We start from the raw sequence: 6,540 nt of genomic DNA, 5'->3' as shown, positions 1-6,540 counted from the left end.
CCCTCGGCGAGCGCCTGCGCACGGCGCGCCATCGCGCCGTCGCCCGGCAGGCGCGGCGCGTCGAAGCCGGGGCGCGGCGGGTTGCCGCGCACGGCCTGCGCCATGAAGCCGCTCTCGGCCAGGAAGCGCTCCGCGCCGCCGAACTTCGCGGGATCGATCACCAGCACGAAGACGCTGGCGCCCCAGCCCGTGGGCGCCTGCGCACGGCCCTGGCCGGAGAGGCCGCTGGTCAGCGCCTCCACCAGCAGGCCGAGCGCGAAGCCCTTGTGGCCGGCCTCGATCCCGCCGAGCGGGAGCAGGGTGCCGGGCGGGTCGCCCCAGAAGGCGTTGGGGTCGTCGGTCGGGTTGCCCCGCCCGTCCAGCAGCCACTGTCCCGGGAAGCGCGTCCCCTCGGCACGGCGGCGCGCCGTCATCCCGTTGGTGGTGATGGACATGGAGACGTCGATCACCACCGGGCCATCGGTCGTCGGCCAGGCGGCGGCAACGGGGTTCGGCGTGATGATGCGCTGCGTGCCGCCCCAGGGCGCGACCGACGCGGTGGCGGGATCCGAGCAGGTCAGCAGGAGCATCCGCCCGCGAGCCGCGACCGGGGGGCCGTAGGCGGCGAGGCAGGCGATGTGGTGGCTGCGCGCGATGGCCACCGCGCCGAGGCCGAAGGTCTTCGCCGCCGCCTCCGCCGCGGCGATGGCGCGGCGCGTCAGCCACGGCCCGGGCAGCTTGCGGCCGTCCCAGCTCTGCGCGACCGGCGTGGCGGAGACGACCTCTGGCTCGCCCTCGGCGGCCATGTCGCCGCTCGCGGCCGCGTCGCAATAGGGGGCGAGCAGCGCGAGGCCGTGGGTGTCGTGGCCCATCAGGTCGCCCTCGACCAGCACCTCCGCGACGTCGCGGGCCTTCTCCGCGCCGATGCCCGCCGCGCGCAGCGCGGAGTCCGCGAAGCGGATGAGGGCCGCCGCCTCGTAACGCGCCGCCATGGCCTACCCCCCCGAAAGCGCCCGGATCACGCCGCCGAGGAACAGCCCGAGCACCATGTCCACGATCACCAGCATCGCCGCGCGCCCGCCATCGAGGTTGAGCGCGATGCGGGCGACGAACCATTCCAGCCACAGCGCGTAGGCGAGGCCGAGCAGCATCAGCCCCTGCGCCACGCCGTCCGGCAGCCCGATCGCGCCCGGCACCGCCAGCACCAGCAGCACGAGGTACTGGACGATGTTCGTCCAGTTCCAGGCGGCGATGAAGCGCGGCCATTCGCCGATGCGGCCCCACGCATGGGCAAGCGGCAGCGAGAGCAGCGCGAAGCCGGCCCAGGCGATCGCGTAGCCGATCACCTCCGCCGTCAACGACCGCGCGAGCCCGCCCTCCGGCACGCCGATGCTGGCCCAGGCGAAGAAGCGGATCGCGAGGAAGGCTGGCAGGCAGACGAGCGCCGCTGCGAAGGATCGCCAGGCCCCTTCCGGAGTCGTCTCCATCAGCGCGAGCCCTTCGGGCTTCGCGCGGCCGAGCAGGAAGGCGCCGGCAAGCCCCGCGGTGATGGTCAGCCGCAACGGCGGGTTGGGGCTCAGCGCAGCATCTCCTCGATCACTGCCGCATAGAGTTCCGCCAGCTGCCGGAGTTCCGCAACCGGGGTGCGCTCATCGGCCTGGTGCATGGTGGCGCCGACGGCGCCGAGTTCCGCCACGGGGCAGTGCCGCGCCACGAAGCGCGCATCGGAGGTGCCGCCTCCGGTGTCGAGCTTCGGCTCCCTTCCGGTCGCGGCGCGGACGGCGCGCAGCAGCGCGTCCACGAAGGGGCCCGGCTTCGTCACGAAGGATTCGCCCGAGCACTCGACATGGAGGTCGTGGCGCGGCGCGTGCTCGGCCAGCACGGCGCGGATCCTGGCGGTCAGCGACGCCGAGCTATGCAGGTCGTTGAAGCGGATGTTGAGCCGCGCCCGCGCCTCGGCAGGGATCACGTTGGTCGCCGGGTTGCCGACGTCGAAGCTGGTGACCTGCAAGGTCGTCGGCTCGAACCAGTCGGTGCCGGCATCGAGCGGCTCGGCGGTCAGCGCGTGCAGCACGCGAACGAGGCGATGGACAGGGTTGTCGGCGCGCTGCGGATAGGCGCTGTGGCCCTGCGTGCCGTGCACGGTGATCGCCGCGTTGAGGCTGCCGCGGCGGCCGATCTTGATGGTGTCGCCGAGCGCCGCCTTGCTCGTCGGCTCGCCGACCAGGCAGGCATCCGGGATCTCGCCGCGCGCGGCGAGCCAGTCGAGCACCTTCACCGTGCCGTCGGTGGCCGGCCCTTCCTCGTCGCCGGTGATGAGGAGCGAGAGGCTGCCGGGCAGGCCGGGGTTGCGGGCGAGCACCTGCGCGACCGCCGCGATCCAGGCGGCGACGCCGCCCTTCATGTCGGTGGCCCCCCGGCCGTAGAGCACGCCGTCCCGGACCTCGGCGCCGAAGGGATCGCTGGTCCAGGGCGCGGCGCCGGGCGGCACCACGTCGGTGTGGCCGGCGAACATCAGGTGCGGGCCGGCGGTGCCGCGGCGGGCGAAGAGGTTCGGCGTGGTGCCGAAGGTGAGCCGATGGACCGCGAAGCCGAGGGGGCGCAGCGCGGCCTCGACCACGTCGAGCGCGCCGTCATCGGCCGGCGTGACGGAGCGGCAGCGGATCAGCGCCTGGGCGAGCGGGAGGGGGTCGCTGGTCATGCGGCAGTCGCCGCGGGACGCGGGCGCCGATCCTCGCCCCCCCACCCCGACCCTCCCCCGCAAGCGGGAGAGGGAGAGGTCCGGCGCATCAATCCCTCAGCAGTTCGTTGATGGACGTCTTGGACCGCGTCTTCTCGTCGACGCGCTTGACGATCACGGCGCAGTAGAGGCTCGGGCCCGGGCTGCCGTCGGGCATCGGCTTGCCGGGCATCGCGCCCGGCACCACCACCGAATAGGCGGGCACGCGGCCGTAATGCACCTCGCCCGTCGCGCGATCCACGATCCGCGTCGAGGCGCCGAGATAGACGCCCATGGACAGCACGCTGCCACGCTCGACGATCACGCCCTCCGCCACCTCGGACCGCGCGCCGATGAAGCAGTTGTCCTCGATCACCACGGGGTTGGCCTGCAGCGGCTCCAGCACGCCGCCGATGCCGGCACCGCCCGAGATGTGGCAGTTCCTGCCGATCTGCGCGCAGGAGCCGACGGTGGCCCAGGTGTCCACCATCGTGCCCTCGTCCACATAGGCGCCGACATTGACGAAGCTCGGCATCAGGATGACGCCGGGCGCGATGTAGGCGGAGCGGCGGACCACGGCGCCGGGCACGGCGCGGAAGCCGGCCGACTTGAAGCGGTTCTCGCCCCAGCCCTGGAACTTCAGCGGCACCTTGTCATAGGCCCCTGCGGCGGTGTCCATCGGCACGCTGTCGTTGAGGCGGAAGCTCATCAGCACCGCCTGCTTCAGCCACTGGTTGACCTTCCAGCCGGCGCCGTCGGGCTCCGCCACGCGCGCCGTGCCGCCGTCCAGCATCGCCAGCGCTTCCTCCACCGCGTCGCGGTCGGGGCCGCGGGTGGCGGCGTTCAGCGTGTCGCGGCGGGCCCAGAGCGCCTCGATGCGCGCGGCGAGCGCGGTCTTGTCCATGGTGACGGTCCCGGTGGAATGAGAGCGCCCTTCTTCGCGAGGGGGGAGGCGCACGTCAACCATGCCCCCGGGACGACCAGGGGCCGGATGGAACCCCAGGCGGGCCGCCTCGCTTCCGGCGGCGCGCCGGCCCCGGTAGGCTGGCGCCCGGAAGGCAGGATCGATGGCCGAGGACGACGACACCATTCCGGAAGAGCTGCGACCGGACCCCGCGGATTACGACTTCGACCTGAACGCCGCCCTCGGCGCGGTGGTGGCGCTGAAGTCGCGCGTGCCGGCGGACGCGTTCTCCGCCCGCACGCTCGGGACGGAGCGCGAGGGCAGCGGCGTGGTGATCCGCCCGGACGGGCTGGTGCTGACCATCGGCTACCTGGTCGGCGAGTCCGAGAGCATCTGGCTGACCACCGCGACGGGCCGCGTCATGCAGGGCCATGCGCTGGCCTATGATTTCGAAACCGGGTTCGGGCTGGTGCAGGCGCTCGGCCGGCTGGAAGCGCCGGCGCTGGAACTGGCCGCGGCGTCGCCGGAGACGGGCGCCGACACGGTGCTGGCCGCGGCGCCGGAGAGCGAGGGCGGCGGCGCGGTGGCCTGCTCGATCGTCGCCAAGGAGCCCTTCGCCGGCTACTGGGAATACCTGCTGGACGAGGCGCTGTTCACCGCGCCGGCGCATCCCTCCTGGGGCGGCGCGGCGCTGATCGGGCCGGATGGGAAGCTCGCCGGAATCGGCAGCCTGGTGCTGCAGCACCGCGACAAGCGCGGCCGGAAGCTCGACCTCAACATGTGCGTCCCGGTCGCGCTGCTGCATCCGATCATGGACGACCTGCTGAGCTACGGGCGGGTGAACAAGCCGGCGCGGCCATGGCTCGGGCTCTATGCGGCGGATCAGGAGGAGGGGATCGTGGTGGCTTCCGTCGCGTCCAAGGGTCCGGCGGAGCGCGCGGGGTTGCGGGCGGGCGACCGGATCCTCGGCATCGATGGCGCGGAGGCGGCGGACCTTGCCGCGCTGTGGCGCAGCCTGTGGTCGCGCGGGCCGGCGGGGGTGAGCGTGCAGGTCCAGGCCGAGCGCGAGGGACGGCGGTTCAGCGTGCCGGTGACGAGCGCCGACCGCGCGAGCTTCCTCAAGGCGCCGCGGCTGCACTGAGACACGCATGCGCACCTTCTGGCATTGCCATATCGCGGTGTCGCTCGATGGCCGCATCGCGCGGCCGGACGGATCGTTCGACTGGCTCGAGCCCTATCCGGCCGAGGAGTTCGGGATCGAGGCCTTCCTGGCCGAGGTGGATGCGATCCTGATGGGACGCGGGACCTATGATGTCGTGCGCGGCGCGGCGGATTGGCCCTATGCCGGCAAGGACGTGGTCGTGGTGACCAACCGCCCGCTGCAGGAGGCGCCGGATCGCGTGACGGCGCGCGGCGGCGATATCGCGGCGATCGCGGCGGAGATGGAGGCGCGCGGCTACCGGCGCGTCTGGGTCGAGGGCGGCGGCCAGGTGATCCGGCAGGTGCTGGCGATCGGCAAGCTCGACCGGCTCGAGATGGCGGTGATCCCGCGCGTGCTGGGTGCGGGGATCCCGCTGTTCCCGCAGGGCACGCCGGAGACGGCGCTTCGCCTCGTCTCCTGCGTGCCGCGTGCCGGCGGCGCGCTGCACGTGATCTACGACCGCGCGTAGCTCGCCGGCGAGAAGACGACGGGCGGACCCTTGCCGCCGCGCAGCGCGTCGGCGGTGAGTTCCGCGATCACCGGCGCGAGGGTCCAGCCGTTGAACGTCACGGCATGGAACAGGCCCGGGACGCGCGGATCGGCGCCGAGGATGGGGCCGGGGATCTGCACGTTGATGCCGGTCCAGGCACGGATGACATGCAGCGACGCGATCGCCGGCAGGACGCTGCGCGCGACCCAGAGGTTGCCCTCGATGCTGGCGCGAAGGTTGCGAGGGCGGCCCTGCGCGTCGAGCTCGCCAGGCCAGGCGCCGCCGAGGATGAGGTGCCCGGCCTCGCCCTGCTTCAGCGAGAGATGCCGCCCGGCATGCAGCACGAGCGGGCGGAGGAGTTCGCGCGGCGCGGCCTCCGTCGCGATCACCTGCTGCACCGTGGCGCGCACCGGGATCGGCGCGCCGAGCATGTCCCCGAGTTGCGCGGCCCAGGGTCCGGCGGCGTTGACGACGCGGGCGGCGCGGATGCGCCCGTGCGGCGTGGTCGCGACGAAGCCGGCGCCGTCGCGCGACAGCGACGTGACGGGCGCGTCGGCGCAGATGTCCGCGCCCGCCGCGCGCGTCAGGCGCAGCAGGGCCGAAAGGCCGCGCAACGGGTCCATCTGGCCTTCCTCGGCGCAGAAGGCCGCACCGGCGAAGCCCGGCGCGAGCCAGGGGAAGCGCGCGTAGAGCTCGTTCGCGCCGAGCAGCGTGGAGCCGACGCCGAAATCGCGCTCCATCGCGACCTTGTCGGCGAGCGCGCGAAGCTGCGCCTCCGTCTCCGCCAGCATCAGGCCGCCTTCGGTGCGGATGGCGAGGTCCTCGCCCGCCTCCCGGGCGATGTCGCGCCAGAGTGCTACGGAGCGCGGGCCGAGCGCCAGGATCTGCGCCGCGGCGCTGTCCGGCCCCTCCGCCGCACCGGCGGAATCATAGGCGTGCAGCTGGACGTGCAGGCTGCCGGCATTGGCGGTCGACGCGCCCTGCCCCGGCTCGCCGCGATCGGCGACGATGGTCGCGAAGCCCTCGCGCGCGGCGGCGCGGGCGATGGCGAGGCCCATGACGCCGCCACCGATCACGAGAACGTCGCAGGCGGTCGCGTGCGCGGACGTCGGCGCGGCGAGAGGCGGCGCCGGCAGGCCGAAGGCGGGCGCCTCCGCCCATTCCGGCTTCTCCATCGCGAGCGCGAGCACCGGCACGGGCTTGAGCGGTGCGCGCGGCGCGCCCCAGCCGCCCTCCTCCACCGCACC

7 protein-coding genes are annotated in these 6,540 nt (G+C 73.7%); 2 read left to right on the top strand and 5 right to left on the bottom strand.

The features are described from left to right. The 4 genes from L2I40_RS16820 to dapD all read right to left on the bottom strand — a co-directional run. On the bottom strand, positions 1 to 971 hold a 971-nt coding region (locus L2I40_RS16820; RefSeq protein ID WP_237216351.1), incomplete at its 3' end, for an Ldh family oxidoreductase. Positions 972 to 974: 3 nt separating this feature from the next. Further along, positions 975 to 1,541, bottom strand: a complete 567-nt coding sequence (locus L2I40_RS16815; RefSeq protein ID WP_237216350.1) for a hypothetical protein — start codon at positions 1,539 to 1,541, stop codon at positions 975 to 977. A gap of 14 nt (positions 1,542 to 1,555) precedes the next feature. Beyond that, positions 1,556 to 2,680 carry a succinyl-diaminopimelate desuccinylase gene (gene dapE, locus L2I40_RS16810; RefSeq protein WP_237216349.1) on the bottom strand — a complete coding sequence of 375 codons (1,125 nt, stop codon included), beginning with the start codon at positions 2,678 to 2,680 and terminating at the stop codon, positions 1,556 to 1,558. A gap of 88 nt (positions 2,681 to 2,768) precedes the next feature. Beyond that, on the bottom strand, positions 2,769 to 3,602 hold the full coding sequence (gene dapD, locus L2I40_RS16805) for a 2,3,4,5-tetrahydropyridine-2,6-dicarboxylate N-succinyltransferase (protein ID WP_237216348.1): 834 nt from the start codon (positions 3,600 to 3,602) through the stop codon (positions 2,769 to 2,771). 163 nt (positions 3,603 to 3,765) lie between these two features. Between dapD and L2I40_RS16800 the strand changes: the two genes are divergently transcribed. Continuing rightward, positions 3,766 to 4,743 carry a S1C family serine protease gene (locus tag L2I40_RS16800; RefSeq protein ID WP_237216347.1) on the top strand — a complete coding sequence of 326 codons (978 nt, stop codon included), beginning with the start codon at positions 3,766 to 3,768 and terminating at the stop codon, positions 4,741 to 4,743. Between the two features lie 7 nt (positions 4,744 to 4,750). Beyond that, a complete protein-coding gene (locus L2I40_RS16795) occupies positions 4,751 to 5,272 on the top strand; it encodes a dihydrofolate reductase family protein (protein WP_237216346.1) in 522 nt (173 codons plus the stop codon). On the opposite strand, the gene L2I40_RS16790 is transcribed toward L2I40_RS16795, so the two are convergent. Continuing rightward, positions 5,257 to 6,540 (bottom strand): NAD(P)/FAD-dependent oxidoreductase (locus L2I40_RS16790; RefSeq protein ID WP_237216345.1); only part of this gene is annotated, 1,284 nt, incomplete at its 5' end. The genes L2I40_RS16795 and L2I40_RS16790 overlap by 16 nt on opposite strands.

Origin of the sequence: Falsiroseomonas oryziterrae (assembly GCF_021864505.1) — a bacterium.
GTDB lineage: Bacteria > Pseudomonadota > Alphaproteobacteria > Acetobacterales > Acetobacteraceae > Falsiroseomonas > Falsiroseomonas oryziterrae.
The sequence above is the reverse complement of the archived record's forward strand: the minus strand, read 5'-3'. Positions and strand labels throughout refer to the sequence as shown.

Coding starts and splice junctions, on each gene's coding strand:
- dapE (WP_237216349.1), bottom strand. CDS start 2,680: ATGACCAGCGACCCCCTCCCGCTCGCCCAGGCGCTGATCCGCTGCCGC.
- dapD (WP_237216348.1), bottom strand. CDS start 3,602: ATGGACAAGACCGCGCTCGCCGCGCGCATCGAGGCGCTCTGGGCCCGC.
- L2I40_RS16800 (WP_237216347.1), top strand. CDS start 3,766: ATGGCCGAGGACGACGACACCATTCCGGAAGAGCTGCGACCGGACCCC.
- L2I40_RS16795 (WP_237216346.1), top strand. CDS start 4,751: ATGCGCACCTTCTGGCATTGCCATATCGCGGTGTCGCTCGATGGCCGC.